The organism is Aestuariirhabdus sp. LZHN29 (assembly GCF_049985285.1).
GTDB lineage: Bacteria > Pseudomonadota > Gammaproteobacteria > Pseudomonadales > Aestuariirhabdaceae > Aestuariirhabdus.
Window position 1 is genome coordinate 1 of the sequence record NZ_JBNIEU010000004.1, and the last position, 19,685, is coordinate 19,685.

16 protein-coding genes and 3 tRNA genes are annotated in these 19,685 nt (G+C 53.8%); 8 read left to right on the plus strand and 11 right to left on the minus strand.

From position 1 onward, the window contains the following. Nucleotides 1-77: 77 nt before the first annotated feature. The 7 genes from ACP3PW_RS14175 to ACP3PW_RS14205 form a co-directional block, all read right to left on the minus strand. Nucleotides 78-159 (minus strand) — tRNA-Gly (locus ACP3PW_RS14175). Nucleotides 160-310: 151 nt separating this feature from the next. After that, nucleotides 311-386: transfer RNA gene (locus ACP3PW_RS14180), tRNA-Glu, on the minus strand. A 28-nt stretch (nucleotides 387-414) separates the two neighbouring features. Continuing rightward, nucleotides 415-490: transfer RNA gene (locus ACP3PW_RS14185), tRNA-Ala, on the minus strand. Nucleotides 491-648: 158 nt separating this feature from the next. Further along, a complete protein-coding gene (gene gltX / locus ACP3PW_RS14190; protein ID WP_426417388.1) occupies nucleotides 649-2,133 on the minus strand; it encodes a glutamate--tRNA ligase in 1,485 nt (494 codons plus the stop codon). A gap of 120 nt (nucleotides 2,134-2,253) precedes the next feature. Further along, entirely contained in the window at nucleotides 2,254-3,039 is a 786-nt protein-coding gene (locus tag ACP3PW_RS14195; protein ID WP_426417389.1) for a sulfite exporter TauE/SafE family protein, read from the minus strand. Nucleotides 3,040-3,046: 7 nt separating this feature from the next. Beyond that, entirely contained in the window at nucleotides 3,047-4,735 is a 1,689-nt protein-coding gene (locus ACP3PW_RS14200) for an aminotransferase class V-fold PLP-dependent enzyme (RefSeq protein ID WP_426417390.1), read from the minus strand. 43 nt (nucleotides 4,736-4,778) lie between these two features. Then, nucleotides 4,779-5,237, minus strand: coding sequence for an Lrp/AsnC family transcriptional regulator (locus tag ACP3PW_RS14205; RefSeq protein WP_426417391.1), 459 nt, complete (start codon nucleotides 5,235-5,237; stop codon nucleotides 4,779-4,781). Nucleotides 5,238-5,528: 291 nt separating this feature from the next. Here ACP3PW_RS14205 and ACP3PW_RS14210 point away from each other — a divergent pair, with 291 nt between their 5' ends. Together ACP3PW_RS14210 and ACP3PW_RS14215 are read left to right on the plus strand one after the other, a co-directional pair. After that, nucleotides 5,529-6,128: a LysE family translocator gene (locus ACP3PW_RS14210; RefSeq protein ID WP_426417392.1), complete on the plus strand. Its 600-nt coding sequence runs from the start codon at nucleotides 5,529-5,531 to the stop codon at nucleotides 6,126-6,128. A gap of 15 nt (nucleotides 6,129-6,143) precedes the next feature. After that, nucleotides 6,144-6,959 carry an AraC family transcriptional regulator gene (locus ACP3PW_RS14215; protein WP_426417393.1) on the plus strand — a complete coding sequence of 272 codons (816 nt, stop codon included), beginning with the start codon at nucleotides 6,144-6,146 and terminating at the stop codon, nucleotides 6,957-6,959. Nucleotides 6,960-7,211: 252 nt separating this feature from the next. Here the strand turns inward: ACP3PW_RS14215 and ACP3PW_RS14220 are convergent, their stop codons facing one another. Next, nucleotides 7,212-9,110, minus strand: coding sequence for a propionyl-CoA synthetase (locus ACP3PW_RS14220; RefSeq protein ID WP_426417394.1), 1,899 nt, complete (start codon nucleotides 9,108-9,110; stop codon nucleotides 7,212-7,214). Nucleotides 9,111-9,274: 164 nt separating this feature from the next. Further along, nucleotides 9,275-10,594: a DUF3422 family protein gene (locus tag ACP3PW_RS14225; protein ID WP_426417395.1), complete on the minus strand. Its 1,320-nt coding sequence runs from the start codon at nucleotides 10,592-10,594 to the stop codon at nucleotides 9,275-9,277. A gap of 233 nt (nucleotides 10,595-10,827) precedes the next feature. Between ACP3PW_RS14225 and fusA the strand changes: the two genes are divergently transcribed. The 4 genes from fusA (at nucleotide 10,828) to ggt (ending at nucleotide 15,970) form a co-directional block, all read left to right on the plus strand. Further along, nucleotides 10,828-12,873, plus strand: a complete 2,046-nt coding sequence (fusA, locus tag ACP3PW_RS14230) for an elongation factor G (protein WP_426417396.1) — start codon at nucleotides 10,828-10,830, stop codon at nucleotides 12,871-12,873. A gap of 125 nt (nucleotides 12,874-12,998) precedes the next feature. Continuing rightward, the gene (locus ACP3PW_RS14235) at nucleotides 12,999-13,802 is read left to right on the plus strand and encodes a substrate-binding periplasmic protein (RefSeq protein ID WP_426417397.1); all 804 of its coding nucleotides are present in this window, start codon (nucleotides 12,999-13,001) and stop codon (nucleotides 13,800-13,802) included. Between the two features lie 106 nt (nucleotides 13,803-13,908). After that, nucleotides 13,909-14,148: a GrxA family glutaredoxin gene (locus ACP3PW_RS14240; protein WP_426417398.1), complete on the plus strand. Its 240-nt coding sequence runs from the start codon at nucleotides 13,909-13,911 to the stop codon at nucleotides 14,146-14,148. Between the two features lie 70 nt (nucleotides 14,149-14,218). Then, complete coding sequence (gene ggt / locus ACP3PW_RS14245) at nucleotides 14,219-15,970, plus strand: gamma-glutamyltransferase (RefSeq protein ID WP_426417399.1); 1,752 nt, start codon at nucleotides 14,219-14,221, stop codon at nucleotides 15,968-15,970. Nucleotides 15,971-16,047: 77 nt separating this feature from the next. On the opposite strand, the gene ACP3PW_RS14250 is transcribed toward ggt, so the two are convergent. Beyond that, entirely contained in the window at nucleotides 16,048-16,629 is a 582-nt protein-coding gene (locus tag ACP3PW_RS14250) for a nucleoside deaminase (protein WP_426417400.1), read from the minus strand. A 68-nt stretch (nucleotides 16,630-16,697) separates the two neighbouring features. Here ACP3PW_RS14250 and ACP3PW_RS14255 point away from each other — a divergent pair, with 68 nt between their 5' ends. After that, entirely contained in the window at nucleotides 16,698-17,075 is a 378-nt protein-coding gene (locus ACP3PW_RS14255; protein ID WP_426417401.1) for a SirB2 family protein, read from the plus strand. 138 nt (nucleotides 17,076-17,213) lie between these two features. On the opposite strand, the gene ACP3PW_RS14260 is transcribed toward ACP3PW_RS14255, so the two are convergent. Continuing rightward, nucleotides 17,214-17,408, minus strand: coding sequence for a hypothetical protein (locus ACP3PW_RS14260; protein ID WP_426417402.1), 195 nt, complete (start codon nucleotides 17,406-17,408; stop codon nucleotides 17,214-17,216). A 215-nt stretch (nucleotides 17,409-17,623) separates the two neighbouring features. Between ACP3PW_RS14260 and ACP3PW_RS14265 the strand changes: the two genes are divergently transcribed. Then, nucleotides 17,624-19,678 (plus strand): LTA synthase family protein, encoded by a 2,055-nt coding sequence (locus tag ACP3PW_RS14265; protein ID WP_426417403.1) that lies wholly within the window; start codon nucleotides 17,624-17,626, stop codon nucleotides 19,676-19,678. Nucleotides 19,679-19,685 lie beyond the last annotated feature (7 nt).

Below are 19,685 nucleotides of genomic sequence, written 5' to 3' on the forward strand. Positions count from 1 at the left end.
GCGACCCCAACCTTGGCAAGGTTGTGCTCTACCAACTGAGCTATTCCCGCACACATATATTTAACCAGCTACCACTGGGCGGGAAACGAGACTCACTCTCTAGCTCTGGGCGACCCCAACCTTGGCAAGGTTGTGCTCTACCAACTGAGCTATTCCCGCACACATATATTTAACCAGCTACCACTGGGCGGGAAACGAGACTCACTCTCTAGCTCTGGGCGACCCCAACCTTGGCAAGGCGGTGCTCCCAGAGCTATCCCACATATATGTTTAACCAGCTACCGCTGGGCGGGAATCCCGCAAAAGAAAGTGGCGTCCCCTAGGGGGTTCGAACCCCTGTTACCGCCGTGAAAGGGCGGTGTCCTAGGCCACTAGACGAAGGGGACAAAACCTTCATGGCATTACTGCCAAATATGGTGGAGCTAAGCGGGATCGAACCGCTGACCTCAACACTGCCAGTGTTGCGCTCTCCCAGCTGAGCTATAGCCCCGATATCCGGTCATTCTCGGGCCAAACAAGCCCTCAAACGTGGAGCGCATTTTACTGGCTTATGGCACCCTGTCAACCCTGAGCAACCAATTTTATAAAAGTAAAACAAGGTACTTAGGCTTACCGCGATGACCCTCGCCCTCTACCAACCAACTCTACCTAGCGCTCCAGGTTGCGATACTCCTTTTCCCAGCGCTTTGCCTCTTTCTTGGAGACGCTTCCAAGCTGATTGAGCGCATGGCGCACCCGAGCTCGACTTAAATCCGGACCCAGCAGTTGCATCGCGTCGACCACCGAAAATGTGGACGTAGTACCTGCTATAGAGAGAAAAACAGGCGCCATAAAATCTCCCATCTTCAGCCCCATCGCCTTCGCCAACGCCTTGAGACCAGCGAAGATTCCCTCCTTTTCCCACTGCCTGAGATCATCAAGGTACCAGGAGACAAACTGGAGAACGCGCCGTACCTCATCGGGTGGAAGCCGCAAGGATTCAAACTGCGCCTCACCCACTTCGGTCATGCCAGAAAACATAAAACTAGACAAAGGCGCCACTTGGGAAAACCGCTCTACCCGACCCTTGATATGAGGAATCAAAGGACGAATATAATCATCATTGAATGCCCACGCCTTGAGCCGTTCGACAAACTGCTCATCACTCAAATCTTCGCGAATCCATTGCCCGTTCAGCCAATCCAACTTCTCCGGATCGAAGATCGGTCCACCCAACGAAACCCGTTTCATATCGAAGCTGGCTATCATCTCCTCCAGGCAAAACTTTTCTCGCTCATCGGGCATAGACCACCCCATACGCGCCAGATAGTTAAGCAGCGCCTCTGGCAGGTAACCCATACGCTTGTAATAGAGAATGCTGGTAGGGTTTTTACGCTTGGATAACTTGCTCTTGTCCGGATTCCGCAACAATGGCATATGCCCCAACACCGGGGCTTCCCAACCAAAGTATTCATACAACTTGATCAGCTTCGGGGCAGAGGGCAACCACTCCTCCCCGCGAAAAACATGGGTAATACCCATGAGGTGATCATCAACAACATTCGCGAGGAAATAGGTGGGTAATCCATCCTGCTTCATCAACACCTGCATATCGATCTGCTGCCACGGAATCTCCACCTCTCCGCGCAGGTAGTCCTCAAAACGAAAACTGCCCTCCTCCGGGATCTTCATCCGAACTACGTAAGGATCGCCGGCATCCAATCGCTGCTTTACCTCATCAGCGCTCAGCTTTAAGCCACGACCATCGTACTTGGGGCGTTCGCCTCTGGCCTGCTGCTCCTGACGCATCTCATCAAGTTCCGCCGGAGTCGCAAAACAGTAGAATGCATGACCATCATCAATTAACTGCTGTGCATAACGCTGATAGATATCTGCTCGCTCGCTCTGCCGGTAAGGTCCATATTCTCCGCCACGATCCGGTCCCTCATCCCAGTCCAGCCCAAGCCAACGCAGGGAATCCAGGATCATCTGTTCGGATTCCGGCGTGCTTCGCTGCTGGTCGGTATCTTCAATACGAAGCACAAACTCTCCGCCATGCTGACGAGCAAAAGCGAGGTTAAACAGGGCAATATACGCAGTACCAACATGGGGGTCGCCGGTAGGCGAAGGCGCAATGCGAGTGCGAACAGTCATGGTCCATCCAATGAGCAGTTGAAAAGGAAGGGCAATTATACGGATTTTCTGTAGTGGGGCTAATGGACATTTCACCCAAAACCGGGGAGAGCGTATAGCGGCTCTATAAACGCAAGTCTTTTAGAGCGAGATTTTAAGTAAACTAAACAGGGACAGCAGCCCAATTGCCACCGCAAACAGCCGCTGCAGGACCACACCATTAAGAAAAGCCGCAGTACGACTTCCCAGCAGCATCCCCAGGGCGCCCCCACCGGCAAGCAAGACAAGCAGCTCCCAATCCATCTGGGGGCGCTGATAAAGATAGCCCGCAAATCCCGTGAGACTAAGCACTAGAATGACCAGCAACGAGGTGCCGATTGCAATCCGCATATTCATTTGTGTCAGGAAGATCAACATCGGCACGATAAAGAAACCACCACCGACTCCGAAGATACCCGCCAGCAGCCCTGCAAAACCACCGGCCACTACCAACATCAACCCGTCACCGCTGAAACCCGCCGACACCTCTGATTCACTGTCCGCCAGCAAACCCCGGGGATGACGAGCCTCGCTGCCCTGATCGGTGGCTTGGCGCCACATTCTGAGGGCAATGACCAGAGCCAATAACAAAAACAGAAAAGAGAGCCACCCCCCGGGAATCAACAAAGCCAAACGCTGACCAACCAGCACCGTTACCGACCCGCTCATGATAAGCAAAAGCGCCGGGCGCAGCGCCAATTGGCCACTGCGGGCCCGGAGCAACACCCCCACTGCGGCGCTGGACGCGACCACCCCGAGCGCAATACCGGTGGCGTCCTGCATGGCCAGACCAGCACCAATCACCAACAGAGGCACGGCAAACACCGACCCACCGGCACCGGTTAATCCGAGAACCGAGCCAATTAAGATACCGGTAACAAGAAGCACCTGCGTGTTATCCAGCCTTACGGGCCGAATCACTGCCTTCGTCGCTCGGCAAGCTAAACCAGCGCAATGCGTCGGCCTCCCTACTCAACACCACACCACAATCACTGGAAACCCGCTTACACGCTCTCATCAATCTCTCCCCCTCTTGCAGATAATGAGATAGCGGCAGGAGATCAGGGGTTTCGGCGTGTTTATAACTCATTGATCCGCCCTGATAGCTAATATCACCCAAGCGCACCGATGCCTCAGGTGCCTGCCCCTGATAGCTCCATACGCCGCGGGTAGGATCAAAGAGGTAGTGACCCAACATGCGCTCGCCATACTCTGCAACCAACTCGATAGCCCGCACCAGGTATTCAAAGGTTTCAGCGCCAATAAAATAGTTAAAGTTCAACCGCACCCAACCGGGTTTGAGTACATTGTTCCCCTCAGCAATGCTCTTCTCAATCGCTTCGCTGGTAGGGAGATCCATGTCGAGTAACTCATGACCATAGGGACCCGCACAGGAACAACCTCCGCGCACCTGAATACCAAATAGATCATTCAATAGCGCAGTGACAAACCCATGATGTAGAACGCGCCCTCCACTGCGAATATGCAGCGATACAATACTGGTACGCGGCTTTGTCAGGTCACCCAGCACCTTGATCTGCGGGCTGCTCTCCCAGCGCGCCAGCGCCCCCCGAATCCACTTGTGCTCCATTTTTTCTATGGTCGTGGCACCGACTGCGTCCTTGAGCTGAAAAACCAATCCTGCACGAATGGATTCAACGATCGCCGGAGTTCCTCCCTCCTCCCGCCGCTCACTGGCCTGCAGGTAGCAGTGAGAAGCCGGTGATACCCAGGACACGGTCCCCCCTCCCGGGACACTCGGCACCCGATTGGACAGCAGTTTTTTATTAACAACCAGTACCCCTGGGGTACCTGGTCCGCCGATAAATTTATGCGGCGAGATAAACAGCGCATCCTTGTGCAAACCTGCACCCGTCCCCTTCATATTGATATCGACGTAGGGAGCCGCCGCCGCATAATCCCAACAAGACAGTGCATCGTAGCGATGCAGCAAACGACTTATTCCATCCGTATCGGTCAACAACCCGGTAACATTGGAGCCCGCAGAAAAGCTGCCAATTTTTAAAGGGCGCGCTTTATAGCGCTTTAGCTCAGCTTCCAGCTCAACCAAATCGATATCGCCTGATTCATCCAACCCAATCGAAACCAGATCTGCGATGGACTCACGCCACGGAAGTTCATTGGAATGGTGTTCATAGGGACCAATAAACACGATCGGACGTTCGTTGACCGGGATCTGTTGCATTAGCCTATAGCGATCATCAAGGTCTGCCGGCAAACGCAGGTTCAGAATATCGACCAACTTGTGGATCGCTGCCGTCGCTCCCGAGCCGCAGAAGATCACCAGATCGTCTTCATCCGCCTGCACCGAGCGCTTGATAAGAGCACGAGCATCCTCGCGCAAGCGACTGGTCTGCAAACCGGTGACAGAGGTTTCAGTGTGGGTGTTGGCGTACCAGGGCAGAACCTGGTCGTGTATATACTGCTCGATAAAATCAAGCGACCGACCCGAAGCGGTGTAGTCGGCATAAACTAACGGGCGAATACCAAAGGGCGTTTGCAGCGCGGTCCCCTCCCCGATCACTCCGTCTCGAATACTGCCAATCAACTGTTCTACCGACATACCTAACCTCTCTATATTAAAGGGCGGCAGGGCTGATCGGCGATCACTCAGGTAACGGAAGCTCCGTACTGTACTTGATCTGTTCCATCGCAAAGTTAGAGGTCACATTACTGAGGCTGGTAGCTTCGATAAACCGCTTGTAAAACCTGTCGTAGGCGGCAATATCTTTCACCACAACTCTCAACAGGTAGTCATACTCACCGCTCATTCGGTAGAACTCGACCACCTCCGGAAAGGAGGCCACTACAGACGAAAACGACTGTAGCCAATCGGCACTGTGCTCACTGATCTTGACCTGTACAAAAACCGACACACCCAGATCGAGCCTATCGGCATCCAACAACGCCACTTTGCGAAGAACCACCCCGCTTTTCTCCAGCTTTTGAATCCGCCGCCAGCAAGGTGTTTTGGTGAGCCCTACACGCTCAGCCATCTCTTCCACAGAAAGACTAACATCGCTCTGCAAAATAGCAAGAAGTGCCATATCAGTGTCATCAAACACGATACTGTTCCCTCAAATAGACATATAAGAGTATTATATTCCCTGCAACACCATCCAGCAACGACTCTATAAAACCTCGTTTCATCAGCACGACCCTGCGGGAATTTTTTACCAAGGATTTACCCTGAATCGGGCCAATTTTTTTCTAAATAACGCTCTTTTTTACCTGCGCCAGGTGATTCTTCCCATCTTTGAGCCGAACATCTGGGTGGTTTCCCGCAATTTTGTTCAATATCCAACGCCTGGGTGACTCTATATTAAAGGCTTCTGAATCTCTTCCAGGACTCTGGGATGACTGTTTTTATTTCAATGTTCATTTTTGCGTTAATCGGCGCGATATCCCCCGGCCCCGTCAACATCATCGCCACCGGGGCTGGCGCTAACTTTGGTTTTTTACGAACAGTGCCTCATGTGCTCGGAGCAACACTCGCCTACACCCTGATCGTCTTTATGACGGGCATTGGCCTCAACGAAGTGCTCGAGGCGTACCCTCGGCTAGCCACCAACTTGCAATATCCCGGCGGGGTCTTTCTTCTCTATATGTCGTATAAAATCGCAACATCCAAGCCATTGACAGACGATAACTGGGCCGAGAACAACCCTCCCAGCCTATTGCAAGGTGTCCTATCTCAAGGCTTAAACCCCAAAGCCTGGCTGGTTTCCATGTCAGGCGTCAGCCTGTTTGTCGTGACGAACTCACCCGCGACACTCTATTTGCTAATATTTTGCCTGATCTCTTTCGTTGTCTGTTTTATCGGAATAGGGACCTGGGCTGCGTTCGGGCATTTGATTCGCAACGTATTGGCCAAGGAAAGCCATCATGTTCTATTTAATGTTCTGATGGGGTTGCTCTTGAGCACCACCGTGATCATTATGTTTATGAATCCGTAGCGGACACTGCCGGTGATGCACGACCAGACTCTTCTTTTTAAAAAAAGCCAGGCACTCCCCTTTGTAGAGATGCGCAGCGCGAACCAGTCCAACGCCTGCTATCACACCCACTCCCACGATGAATTCTCCTTTGGCGTAATCGATGCCGGACAGGCAGACTATCTCAATCGAAGCCATAGACACCTTATTGGTGATGGTACGACGGTCACCATCAACCCTGGCGACGCCCACTCCTGCAACCCTAAAGCCCGGGACTGGTCGTATCGAATGTTGTTCGTTGATACCCACTGGATAGGACAACTTCAGCACGAGATGCTAAACGCCCATGGCACGGACTACCTGCCTTTCACAAAGAATTTTGAGAGCGGTATTCATACATACAGGGCTTTTGATGAACTGTTTAAATGCCTACTGCACGAGCCCAACCCACTGATAGCCGAAAGCATTCTGATTGAGTTCCTTGAGCCTCACTTCCTGGAGCCCTTCACCCGAAAAAAGGGGGTTATGGCACCCGACCTTCATCGCGTACGGAGAATCGAAGAGCTCATCATGGACCAGCTTGACACCAATATAACCCTTGATGAGTTCGCCAAGCATGCGAGCCTGAGCCGCTACCACCTGATTCGCAGCTTTAAGGCAAAGTATGGCCAGTCCCCCCACGCGTTTCAGCTCGATCAGCGGATAAAAAAATCAAAATCATTATTACAAGCGGGGTTTAGCCTGGCCGATACGGCAAGCTCCCTGGGATTCGCAGACCAAAGCCACTTTCAGCGCAACTTCAAAAAGCGCCTTGCAGTAACCCCCAGACAATATCAAGCCTTCTTTATCTAGCGTGTCGCTGCAGCCAGGGCTCGCCAAGGGTCAAAAGGCACCTTTGCGGTAGCCCCATTCAGTTATAGATCAGGGAGGTAAGCCTTGGCCGCTAACCGAGTCATTGAAAACCCCGCAACCCTGCGCAACGGCGTCGCGCCCTTGAGTACCATACAAGGCGAAGGATTAGCCACAACAATAAAAAGCCCCCACTCCGTACACAGAATATCCACGGCGAACGGCGTGAGGGCTCGATAGGTCAGGCTGGAATGATCAGGCAGGTGCGGAGATCACCCCGGCTTCGGACATCAGCCCCTCGATCTCGGGCAGGCTTGCAGGGTCATCAATGGTAGAGGGAATACTGTACTCCTCACCCGCCGCAATCTGACGCAAACTCCGCCGCAGGATCTTACCTGAACGGGTCTTTGGCAAACGACTGACCACCAATGCTCTTTGGAAACAGGCCAGCGGCCCAATCTTCTGTCGAACCATCTGAACCAGCTCTTTTTCCAGGTCTGCCGGATCGAGGTCAACACCATTTTTCAGCAGGATCAGCCCCAGCGGCAACTGCCCCTTAAGGGGGTCATTGATACCAATAACCGCACACTCAGCGACCGCCGGATGCCCCGCGACCACCTCTTCCATCTCACCGGTGGATAGCCGGTGTCCGGCAACGTTGATGACGTCATCAACTCGTCCCATGATAAACAGGTAACCATCGTCATCCAGGTAACCACCATCACCGGACACATAGTATCCGGGGAACTGCTCCAGATACCCGCTACGGAAACGATCGATATCTCCCCACACCGTCGGTAGGCAGCTCGGCGGCAATGGCTGCTTGATAGCAACAAAACCCTGCTCATTAGGACCTGCAGGCTCGCCACTTTCATCTAGAATCTGCACATTAAAGCCAGGCACCGGCACGGTGGCCGAACCGGGTTTAACAGGCAACAACTCTACGCCAGCCATGTTGGCTGCAATCGACCAACCGGTCTCCGTTTGCCACCAGTGATCGATAACCGGCTTACCGGTTTTCTCCACGGTCCATTCGTAGGTTGGTGGATCCAGGCGCTCACCGGCCATAAAGATAGTTTCCAACGCACTAAGATCATACTGCTTGATCAGGTCCCCATCGGGATCCTCTTTCTTGATCGCCCTAAAAGCGGTCGGGGCGGCGAAAAGCGCTCGCACCTTATACTCGCTGGCCACCCGCCAGAACGCACCGGCATCCGGCGTAAACACGGGCTTGCCTTCGTAAAATACCGTGGTGCAGCCTTTGATAAGGGGTGCGTAAACGATATAGGAGTGCCCAACGACCCAACCCACATCCGAGGCCGCCCAAAATACGTCGCCCACGTTCATGTCGTAGATTGCCTTCATGCTGTAGTGCATCGCCACCGCATGGCCACCGTTATCTCGCACCACCCCTTTTGGCTTCCCTGTGGTACCCGAGGTATAGAGAACGTAAAGCGGATCCGTTGCCAATACGGGAGTACAACCCACCGCTTCAGCAGTAGCGAGAAGATCAACCCAGTCGCAATCAATCGCGTTATTCATCGTGGCGAGGCCTTGCTCGCGCTGAAATACAATACTGGCACTTGGCTTGTGCTTGGCGATCGAAAGAGCCTCGTCAAGCATGGGCTTGTACTCAATAATACGGTTGACCTCAATACCGCAAGAGGCACTCATCACCACCTTGGGTTCCGCATCATCGATCCGTACCGCCAACTCACTGGGAGCAAAACCACCAAACACTACCGAGTGGACGGCACCCAAGCGGGCACAGGCCAACATCGCGACCGCCGCCTGGGGAATCATTGGCATATAGATAACGACACGGTCGCCACGGCCGACGCCCTTTGCTGCCAGCATACCGGCGGTGCGGGACACCTCGTCCAGCATCTCGTTGTAAGTATATTTGCGCTTGGTGCCGGTAACGGGGGAGTCATAGATCAGAGCAACCTGCTCACCGCGACCACAGTCTACGTGGTAGTCGAGCGCCAGATAGGCCGTATTCAGCTCACCATCAGCAAACCAGCGGTCGATACCATTTTCGTCCTGGCTCAGAATGGTTTGGGGGTCTTTAAACCAGCTGATTGCTTCCGCCTTCTCCTTCCAAAACCCCTCCGGGTCATCGATAGATCGGGCGTACTCCTCTTTGTAGCTCATAGTGCTCCCTCGTCGTTGTCTGCGTCATTGTTCTTATGGTCGATCGGCTAAAAACGCTAGCCAACCCTACATTGTCGACAATTATGCCGAGAAAGGCGCACATTAGGGATTCAACCTTAGTTGTACCCCTGCTTTTTGTTAACAATCAGCAAGCCAAACTAACCCTAGCCAGAGCCATGAATTCGGCGGCGCACTCTTCGCATCAACCACCAGACCCCCAGCACCACCGGTATCACACTGGCCGCAAGCAGAAGGCTTGTATCCAGTCCCAGGCCGGCAGGCTTACCCGCATCAAACAGATACTTGAGCAAGCCAACCACGTGATAACTAATGACCACTACCGACAGCCCTTCTACCGTTTCCTGTAGCCGTAACTGCAACTTCCCGCGCCGGTTCATTGAGGTTAACAGGCGCTGATTTTGCTGCTCGATAGAGAGATCAACCTTGGTTCTCAGCAGCTCCCCCGCCCGCGCAAGGCGCTGGGAAAGCTCCTCCAAACGTCCCGCGATCGCGTCGCAAGTATCCATCGCAGGGGTAAAGCGCCGGGCAAAGAAATGGCTAATGGTCTGCAGGTGCTCACACGGCTCCTCCTCAACAAACTCAAGTCGTTGACGGACCAATGATGTATAAGCCTTGGAGGCCGCAAACCGATAGCTGGTATCGGATCGGTACTGCTCTACTTCTGCGGCAACAGCCGAGATCGATTCCAGCAGCTGCCGGTCCTCAAGTGGATCACCCTCTTTTTCCGCAAGGCGCGAGGTAATCTCTGTCACCCTTGCATCCAGCAGCGCCAGACGCGGACTGATACCCCGGGCCAGAGGAAGAGAGAGCAGCGCCATCACACGATAGCTTTCGATCTCCAGGATTCGTTGCAGAAGACGGCCAGTTCGCTGGGGGGAAAGGCTGTAATTAGCGATATAGAAGCGCCCAAATCCCCCTCGATGGAGCCGAAAGCTGGTGCAAACCATTGCCCTTCGCTCCATCGCAAAGGAACCAATAGCCCGCTCACCGTCAAAAAGCTCCTCGCACAACGCGTCACTATCGATGGCCGTATCAGCATTTGATTTTTCGATAACCCCGTGCAGGGCGGTAACCACTTCCCCACCGATCGCCTCCAGCCACTCCCTGGGAGCCCCATCGATCGCTTTTTCAGAAAATGGCTTCTCACTGAGATGCGGGCGAATAAAGGTGTATGCGGAGAACTCCGTATGGCGTTCCCAGCGCAGGTGAAAGTCGCCAAAATCGAGGTACAACGCCGACGCGTTACTGTCAGGCTGAGGCAACGCATAACGTTGGCAAAGCAGGGCTATATGAGCCACCTCTTTTTGCCCACCACCCTCACCGGAAAGAATCGCCATGTGGCTGACGAGTGCCGGGGACTCAACCACCGGAAAGGGACGAGCGTGCAGCTCACTATAAAGCTGCTCACGCAGATGGTGAACAGGAAGACGAAATTCACCGAGAAAATGCTGCTCTTGTGTCATAGCTTCCACTTAATTTATCAGGTTAGCGCGAGTTTACGCTGCGCCCTCCACGACATCAAACCGGTATTCCATGCTATAGATTGAATACCTGCATTGGAATTGTGTGCCCGGTAAACGTGAAAAGCACTCGATCCTTTTAACTGGATCAATTTTTACCTCTGGTGGATACCATATACTCAATCGATACGCGCAGGATGGCGCATCAGGTTCGGAACCGAAAGAGAGGGAAAAGCATGGCCAGTTACGGCACAGAGCAGATTCGCAACATCATATTCACCGGCCACACCGGGGCCGGCAAAACAACCTTGATTGAAAAGCTGCTGGCCCATAGCGGCGCTATCGGCACTGCAGGCTCCATCGCCCGTAAAAATACAGTTAGCGACTTCGACCCCCAGGAGAAAGAGTGTGGCCACTCTCTGGACACAGCCCTTTGCCACTTCCAGTATCAGGGTCACCAAATCAATGCTATCGACACCCCAGGGGTGCCGGATTTTTCCGGTAGAAGCATTAGCGCACTAAGCGCAGCCGATGCCGCTTTACTGGTAATCAATGCCGCCGCCGGTGTCGAAGCGGTAAGTGAGCAACTAATGGAAGCGGCCAAGGATAGAAATCTATGCCGAGCCATGATCATCAACAAGATCGACCTCCCCGGCACCGACTTCATCGCGCTATTGCAACAGATTCGTGACCGCTTTGGCGACCAGTGCCTGCCGCTAAACCTGCCGACAAAAGACGGCACAGAAGTGCTCGACTGCTTTTTCTCCCCACAACCCGGGGACGCAGCCAGCGGTGATATCAACGCTGCCCATGACGCTCTGGTCGATCAGGTGGTCGAGGTCGACGAAGCCTTAATGGAGCTTTACCTTGAGCAGGGACAATCTTTAAGCCCCGAACAACTTCACGCTCCGTTCGAGAAAGCGCTGCGCGAAGGCCACCTGATTCCCATCTCCTTCGTTTCTGCCGAAACTGGCGTCGGCATCGGTCAACTAATGAGCATACTGACCGACTTGATGCCGAACCCGCTGGAGGGCAATCCGCCCTGCTTCTTCAAAGGTGAAGGCGACAGTGCAAAAAAGGTGGACGTTGTCGCCGCGGCCGACCAGCACGCCATCGCCCACGTATTCAAAATTCAGGTCGACCCCTACGTCGGAAAACTGGCCATGTTTCGTGTACATCAAGGCCAGATCACCCCCAACACCCAACTCTTTATTGGCGATAGCAGAAAACCCTTTAAGGTAGCGCACCTTTATCAGATACAGGGAGCCAAACACAGCGAGATGAATCGCGCGATTCCCGGAGATATCTGCGCTGTTGCCAAGGTAGATGAGATCCTTTTTGATGCCGTGCTCCACGACTCCCACGACGAAGACCACTACCACCTGCAGTCGGTGGACTTTAATCCGCCGATGTATGGCCTTGCTGTGACCCCTGTACGTCGGGGTGACGAGCAAAAACTTTCGGAAGCCTTACATAAAATCGAGGCTGAAGACCCCTCCCTGGTGATCGAGCATCGAGCGAGTTTGAATGAAACCGTCATTCTTGGTCAGGGGGAACTGCACCTCAATAGCGTTATTGAGCGCATGCAGCGACAATTTAACGTTTCTGTAGCAACCCATACGCCTAGTATCGCGTACCGGGAAACCATCACCAAGCCCGCCGAGGGACATAGCCGACACAAAAAACAGACCGGAGGGTCGGGACAGTTCGGTGAAGTCTTTTTACGCATCGAACCCCTGGAATCCGGGGCCGGCTTCGAGTTCTGCAACCAGGTAGTGGGCGGAGCCATTCCTGGTCAGTTTATCCCTGCCGTAGAAAAAGGTGTTCGCGAGGTGATAAACCAGGGAGCAATTGCGGGCTTTCCCATGCAGGATATTAAGGTCTCGGTATACGACGGTAAGCACCACTCCGTAGACTCCAAGGAGATTGCATTTGTTGCTGCGGGCCGAAAGGCATTCCTGAACGCGATAGATAAGGCCGGCGGGGTTATTCTGGAGCCGATCGTTGCCCTTGATATTCGCGTTCCCGAGCACTGCATTGGCGATATTACCGGCGACATCGCCTCCAAACACGGCATGGTTATGGGCAGTACCAACCTACCCGGCCATAAAGCCGAAATCTCAGCACAGGCGCCTATGCGCACCCTCTGTGATTACCAGTCTCGAATCAAATCGTTGAGCGGCGGTGAGGGCACCTTTGCCATGCGCTTGAGCCATTACGACCGCGTTGATACCCAACTGCAGCAGGAACTGGCAAAAACGCACCATCAACGTCCGGACTGATCAACGAAACTCCTGTTTCAGCAAACCACACCACTCTACGCATCTATCTGGCCACCTCTAGGGGTTGGCCTGATAGATGCGCTCCGTTAAACTTCACTCTTCGTTTAGCTTTGAAAATTCAACGCATGTCTGTGTTCCGCCCTTTACTTCTTAGCCTAACCCTCTTGCTGTCGATTCCTGCGTTGGCGGCCCCGTTGCAGATGTCGATATCGACCGTAAAACCCTGGGGTTACCTGGATAAAGAGGGTAATCCACAGGGCTTACTCGGCCATTTTTCACGAGAGCTGGAAAAATACAGCGCACTCCCTATGAATAATGTCCTGGCCCCCTACCCTCGAGTAATCCAGGAGATCAAGCGCGGGCACGCTGACATCGCCGTACTGTTCAAAAGCCCGGAGGCCGATCAGTACGGAATCGATCTGGGGGAAGTGGTCAGGTCATCGATCATCGTTATTGCCCGCTCCGATGCGCCCATGATTAGTAGCATTAGTGACCTTCAGAACACACGCGTAGGCTACATTCGCGGATCCCGCTACGGCAAGGCATTTGATGACAATCAGACACTTTATAAGGTTCCCGTGAACGATATGTCCCAAGGCGTCAAAATGCTTTTGCAAGGCCGCATAGAGGCGATGGTATCGGCAGACTACACCCTGTTCTTCACCCTACGCGAACTCGGAATTGATCCCCTGCGTCTTGCACAGCTACTCGTTCTCAGCTCCAATTCCGGACACCTTTACCTCTCTCGGCGCTCAAATCGACAGGAGGTCTTGGAACCCCTCCAGCACGCACTGGAACTGATGCAAGAAGAGGGGGTACTGCAGCGCATTTTCTCAAAACCCTACCTGTCCGATACCCTCCAACCACCCGCAAACGATAACAGTCAATCATCCTCATCACCCCCGCACTGGCTCGCAAGGCATCCATAGAATCTGCCTATCTCCTTCATTAGAAGTGGCAATTAGCCCCCAGGGGAGATCCACGCCACAATGCATCCACGATTAACCCGCTCTAGTGTGATCAATGGAGAGCCCCATGCAAAACGTAACTATTTTTGGCCGTGAAGGTTGTGGATTCTGTCAGCGCGCCAAACAACTGGCAGAAGATAAACAGCTAAACTTCAAATATATCGATATACACCAGCAAGGGATCAGCAAAGCAGACCTGGAAAAAACCATCGGCAAACCTGTCGAGACCGTGCCCCAAATCTTCATCGGACGGGAACACATCGGTGGTTTTACGGAATTTAACGACATCCTCCACAAAGAGGCCTGAGGGCCCCAAGCAGCTTTCGCCCGCCGGCTCGCAGGGGCTATACTGGATTACCTAAAACCGGAATCCGCCCATGCCCCCTGTTCATCGCCGTCGCTGGCGAATCTCGTTGACCTGCCCCCCTCTTATTGCTTTGCTCGCCCTGCTTTTCGCGGTGCAGGGTCGGGCTGCGCCCATTTTAGAGGGCGACCGGGCCATTCCCCTGCTGGGTAACGCGGGCATGGTGGTAACGAGCCATCCGCTGGCATCGGAAGCCGCCTTAAAGGTCCTTAAAGAGGACGGTAATGCTATGGATGCAGCCGTTACCGCAGGTTTCGTATTGGCCGTGGTACAGCCAAGGTCCGGAAACATTGGTGGTGGCGGCTTTATGATGCTCTCCAGCGACCGCGAAAATCGAGTAGTTGCGATCGACTATCGAGAAAAGGCCCCAGCGGCCGCAACAGCCGATATGTTTCTCGACCAATCCGGCGCGGTAGATACGCGGCTCAGCCGATTCTCGCTTCAATCAGCGGGGGTTCCCGGCACGGTTGCGGGACTACTATTGGCCCTTGAACGTTACGGCACCATCGATAGGGAGCGGGCATTGGCTCCGGCCATTGCCCTGGCCAAAAACGGGTTTATCGTCCCTCCCCGTTTCACTCAGGGCTTCGAGCATCTGCGAAAGCATCTGCAACGAGATAAAACCACCCAGGCACTTTTTTATAAGGCAGACGGTAGCGCCTACCAGCCTGGCGAAAAGTTCATGCAACCAGACCTTGCTCGAACACTGCAACGCATTGCCGAACAGGGCCACAAAGGGTTCTACGCGGGTGAAACCGCCCGTATGATTACGGATCAGATGCAGGCCGGTGGCGGTTTGATCACCCGGCAAGATCTGGCCAACTACCAAGCTCTGGTACGCGAACCCATTAAGGGGCGCTATAGGGGCTATGATATCTACTCCATGCCACCGCCGAGCTCCGGCGGTGTTCACATTGTACAGATACTTAAACTGATGGAACCCTTCCCGGTGGCCCGATTCGGGCACAACTCCGCGCGCACTATCCACCTAATGGCCGAAGCGATGAAGCTCGCCTACGCGGACCGAGCGACACATCTGGGGGATAGCGACTTCGTTAAGGTACCACTGAAGGGACTCCTTTCAGACCGCTATGCCAATCAGCGTCGACTGCTGATTAACCCAAACCGGGCAACCCCCTCCTCCGCTATCCAGGCAGGTGAAGCTCCCGCCTACGAGAGCAGTGAAACCACTCACTATTCGATCGCAGACAAATTCGGGAACGTCGTATCCAACACCTATACCCTCAACTTTAGTTATGGCTCAGGAATATCGGTTGCCGAGGCCGGTTTCTTGCTGAATAACCAGATGGACGACTTCAGCGCAAAACCCGGTGCCGCCAACGCCTACGGCCTGATCGGTTCCGACAACAACCGTATCGAAGCGGGCAAGCGCATGCTGAGCTCTATGTCGCCCACCATCGTGCGTTATAAGGGCAAAAATCTGCTGGTAACCGGCACTCCGGGTGGATCACGCATCATCACCACTACATTGCAGGTCATCATGAACGTGCTCGACCATGGTTTAAATATTCAGGAAGCGGTCAACGCTCCCCGCATTCATCATCAGTGGTTGCCCGACACATTAAGAATCGAAACCGGGATCAGCCCGGACACCATCGAACGCCTGGAGGCCCTGGGCCATCGCCTCGAAGCCAAAGCCGCAATGGGCGCCAGCCAGAGTATCTATATCGACGACGAGGGAATCATGCAGGGGGCCGCCGACCCGAGACGCGGCACCTCCTCAGCGATGGGACTATGGCGATAGATGTCAGTAAGGCAACTGTACAGGGGGGGCTTTGCCGATCAAAGCACCCGCAATTCATTGCCGGTCATCCACCCCTGCTAATAGGAGATCAGCTTTTCACGCAACTGCAGCAGACCATGGCGAGACAGCTGCCGGGCGAGGTAACGATACCCCTCATCCACACGCAATACGCCATGATCACAGCATTGCATCAAGTTCCGGAACGCCGGTGGTAGATGACGGGCCCGCGTCATCATTCCGCCCTGAGGGTCCTCCGCCAAATAGTAAATACGGCGAACCCCGCTCATCAGCAGCCGGGACAAGCACATCGGGCAAGGTTCGAGACTGCACACCAGGGTCAACTCACGCAGCGTAGCCGAAGACTGCCTCCCCTCAGCGACCGCTTGCTCCCATGTATCCAGCAGTCGCATCTCGGCGTGTGCCGAACTATCGTGCAGCGGTTCGAATACAGCATTCATGGCCTCAAACAGAATCTGCTCGCCATGGCACAGCACTGCGCCGACACCATAATTGCCTTCATGGCGAGCCTGCAAGGCAAGCTCACACACGCGCCGCGCCCAGGCGCTGCGATAATCTGACTCGGGTAACCGGCCCAGGCGCTCAGCGATCTCAGGGAGCTCCAGTTGTGGTCGAGTTTTAAGAAAAGAGAGCCTGAACATTCCAACCCTGTATGGATCTAAACCGATGGTATTGATATAACTAAGCGCCGTTCAACACTGGATTATCCATGTATCTTCTCATCAAGCATAGCCACGTCACCCTGGCTGCACTCAGCATCACATTCTTCGTTATTCGGGCCTTCTGGTCTGTGAGGCAATCCCCGTATTTAGCCCTACGATGGGTCCGCATAGGGCCACACATCATCGACAGTTTACTGTTGGCCTGCGCAATCTATTTAATGGTGTCGATCAACCAGTACCCGTTCACGACCCCCTGGTTAACTGCGAAATTTTTGGCGTTAGTGCTTTACATAGGCTTGGGCACGGTGGCCATTAAACGCGGTCGAACAGCCACTATTCGCTTCGCTTTTGCACTGGGTGCTATCGCGGTGTTCGGATACATTGTCGGCGCTGCGGTCAACCACAGTTACTGGTCCTGGTGGTAAACCCCGCTCAGCGCAGGCAAGCCAGCAGCTTGTCGATCTAACGGCGCCCGGCGAAAGAATCCATAAGATTAAACAGATACCTAGGCCAAACAGCTACTAGAGGCAAAAATAAGGGGGCTTTCGCCCCCTCGAGTAGCCTCAGTACAAGGCTCCCGGCACAATCAGTCGGAACAACATAAAGACCACGAGAATCGACAAAAAGGACATAATCCATTTATAGATGGTCGGATCAACGCCAGTACGCTCTTCTATCCAGTTTCCCGTCGCGGCACTAAAACGCGCCGCCATCACCACCGATAGCGCGAATAACACCACCAAAATTATCAGGTTCATCTCTAGAACTCCTTCTCTACAACAGAAGCAAAGTGTAATCCCTACCCCCAGCTTTACTATGACCTGCATCAAGTCTACAGACAACGCCCGAGACTACCCAAGCGCCGCTAAAACGACCTGGACGCGTCAACGGGAAGATTGGGATTAGCTGAAAATTTGGGTAGAATACGTCCCCTTTACTGTATCACTTCACCGGATTTTCGAAGGTCACTATAATGCTAACCTGGCTTCAATCGCGCCGTGTACGCTATCTGGCGGGTGTATGCGCAATGTTCTGGCTATTGATGGTTGCACTGCGCGTCATCTTCCTCATGGGTTTTTCCGAGGTTGGTGACACCGTGCAAACATCAGTCAGCGACCTCGCGAAGGTGCTCTATATAGGCATCAAGTTTGATCTCCGCCTGGCACTCCTCCTAACCCTGCCGTTGATCGTGCTGGCCTATATTCCCTGGATAAACCTCTCTAAAGTCCCCCTGCTACGACAGCTTGCATTGGGCTATCTACTCCTCGCAGTGTCCGGCTTGCTCGTATTCTATGTCTTCGATTTCGGTCATTACGCCTATCTAGGCGTGCGCATCAACTCTACCGCGATACGGTTTCTGGAAGACTTTGCGATCTCCAAGAATATGGTATGGGAAAGTTACCCTGTCATCTGGATCACGCTGGCGGTCATAACCACAATCGCCCTGTTTATGCTCTGCTACTCCATGCTGGTCCAGCGCACACTGGCCCAGCCCCCAAAACCGATCCCCCTACCCGCTCGAATCGGAGCGGGCGTAGTGCTGTTTTTCGCTGTCGTTTTGGGCCTTCTCGGACGCTGGCCTGGCAACATTGAAAATCCGGTACCCCTGCGTTGGAGTGATGCATTTTTCAGTGGCAGCACCGCAATCTCCTCCGTCGGACTCAACCCGGTTCTTTACTTCTTTGTCTCCTTTGAGTACGCCGAAAAACCCTACGAAATAGAGCAGGTAAAGCAATACTACGCGACCATTAGCCGCTATTTGGAGGTGGACGAACCAGACGCAAACCGCCTGCGTACCATGCGCCAGCGTTCGCCATCCAGCCACAGCGTATCCAACAACGGCCGCAAGCCCAACGTTGTGTTTGTCATGCTCGAGTCACTTGGCGCGAGTCGACTGGGAATCTTTAACAACCCACTCCAACCCTCCCCCCACCTTGACGAGATCGCAAGAAACGGCTGGTTTATGCCCAACTTCTATGTACCGGTGTCGGGTACCGCACGCACCGTATTTGCTAGCCTGACCGGCTTGCCCGATGTGACCCGGGTGAACACTGCAAGCCGCAACACTCTGATCACCGACCAGCTAATGATGGTGAATGAGTTCAAGGGCTACAACAAACACTACATCATCGGAGGCAATCTCGGCTGGGCCAACATGAGCGCCGTGATCAAGCATAATATCCCCGATATCAAAATATTCGAGGAGGGGGCCTTCAGCTCACCCAATGTCGATGTTTGGGGAATCTCCGACCTCGATCTGTTCAAAGAGTCAGACAAGGTGCTTCGTCAGCTACCCGATGATGAACCCTTCTTCGCCATCATCCAAACCGCAGGCAACCACCGCCCCTTCACTGTGCCGGAGAACAATGACAGTTTCGAAGTCGATAACAGCCACAGTGCCGAGGCCCTGAGCAAGGCGGGTTTCCGCAGTGCCGCACAGTACAATGCCGTCAGGTTACTGGACTATAACATTGGTCGTTTTATGGAGATGGCCAGGGAGAGTGGGTATTTCGACAACACCATCTTTGTTTTCTACGGCGACCACAACAATCGCATCACCGAAACGCCTCATATGAAACCCTTTTATGAAGCGCTGGACCTTGACGGCCTCCACGTACCTCATATGATCTATGCACCCAAACTATTGCAGCCTAGAGTCATTGAGGATGCGGTCAGCCTGGTCGACGTATTCCCGACGATCGCGGGACTGGTCGGTATTCCTTATCGCAACAACACCATGGGGCGAGATATCAACGATCCGGCCCCTGAAGGAGATCGGGCGGTATACACTCAAACCTCCCATAAGACCGCACCGGTTATTGGCGCGATCACCAAGGACTATATGCTGCGAATTGAGTACAACAGTGACGATATCAAGCTGCACGATTTGAACTCCAATACTCCCGCGGTCGATGTCAGTGACCAGTTCCCGGAAAAGACCGAGCAGCTAACGAAGATCGCCAAGGGAATCTACGAAACCACCCGCTATCTCCTGCATCACAATAACGAGCGCTCCCTGGCCAAATAAAGCGCAA